Consider the following 1,090-nt stretch of genomic DNA (forward strand, 5'->3'; position numbering starts at 1 on the left):
TGTACTCGGCCATCAGGTTGGTGACAGGCGGCTGGTCGGGGGTTTGCCTCCGAGTGCGGTGTGGCGTCGGACAGTGTTGTAGACCTCGAGCCATGGGGCAAGGGCAGCGCTACGGTCGGCGTTGGTGGTGAACACCTGGCGGTAGGCCCATTCGGTGGCCAGGGTTCGGTTGAACCGCTCGACCTTGCCGTTCTGCCATGGGCAGTGCGGTTTGATGAACTTGTGCTTCGCGCCCAGATCGCTGATGGCGGTAGCGAAGTCTTCTGAGCGGCGGTACGACCAGTGGTTGTCGGTGATCACCCGCTCGATCTGGGCGATGCCATGGACATCAAAGAACACCGCTGCACGTCGCAAGAACCCCGCACAGGTGGTGCCCTTTTCGTCACCGAGGATCTCGGAGTACGCCAACCGGGAGTGGTCGTCGACCATCGAGTGCACGTAGTCATAGCCGATCCGGGCCTTCTTCTTCGCCGCGGTTGACCCCATCTGGCGGCCATGGGCTTTCCACCCACCGCCGTCAGGGATCTTGCCGATCTTCTTCACATCGACATGGACCAGCTCACCGGGCCGGTCGCGTTCGTAGCGCACCGCTGTGGTCTTCGAGGCCCGGATCACCTCACCGGTCAACGGGTCACACTCGCGTAGATAGGGGACCGCGTGGCGGCGCAGCACCCGCGAGACTGTGCGAGCTGGGATGTTGAGGTCAGCGCCGATCCAGTCCTGGCCGTGTCGTTGCTCGTGGCGCAGCGCCACGATTCTTTCCTCAACCTCGACCGAGGTCTGGCGTGGACTGTGGTGCGGGCGCGAGGACCGATCGAGAAGGCCCGCAGAACCCTCACTACGGAACCGATTGATCCATCGGTGCGCGCACTGACGAGACACACCCTGGGCTCGCGCAGCATGCGCGACTGCCCACCCCTGGACACAGACCCGCTCTACGAGCAATTGCCGGCCACGCAAGTTCAGCCGGGCATTACGGTGGGACATGAAGACCTCCGGACGGTTGGCGACTTAGACATCACCCACCGCACCCGGAGGTCTTCGCTACGTCAAGAGCCCGGGACCGTCACCAACCTCCCGGCCGAGTACA

General features: G+C 63.8%; 1 protein-coding gene. It reads right to left on the reverse strand.

The genetic code is table 11. The annotated features are described in order from the left end of the window. Nucleotides 1-12: 12 nt before the first annotated feature. Nucleotides 13-987: an IS481 family transposase gene (locus ACT3S6_RS15885; protein WP_301497610.1), complete on the reverse strand. Its 975-nt coding sequence runs from the start codon at nucleotides 985-987 to the stop codon at nucleotides 13-15. Nucleotides 988-1,090: the final 103 nt, after the last annotated feature.

Source organism: Arthrobacter sp. AOP36-C1-22 (genome assembly GCF_052377515.1).
Taxonomy (GTDB): domain Bacteria; phylum Actinomycetota; class Actinomycetes; order Actinomycetales; family Micrococcaceae; genus Arthrobacter_H.

Coding starts and splice junctions, on each gene's coding strand:
- ACT3S6_RS15885 (WP_301497610.1), bottom strand. CDS start 987: ATGTCCCACCGTAATGCCCGGCTGAACTTGCGTGGCCGGCAATTGCTC.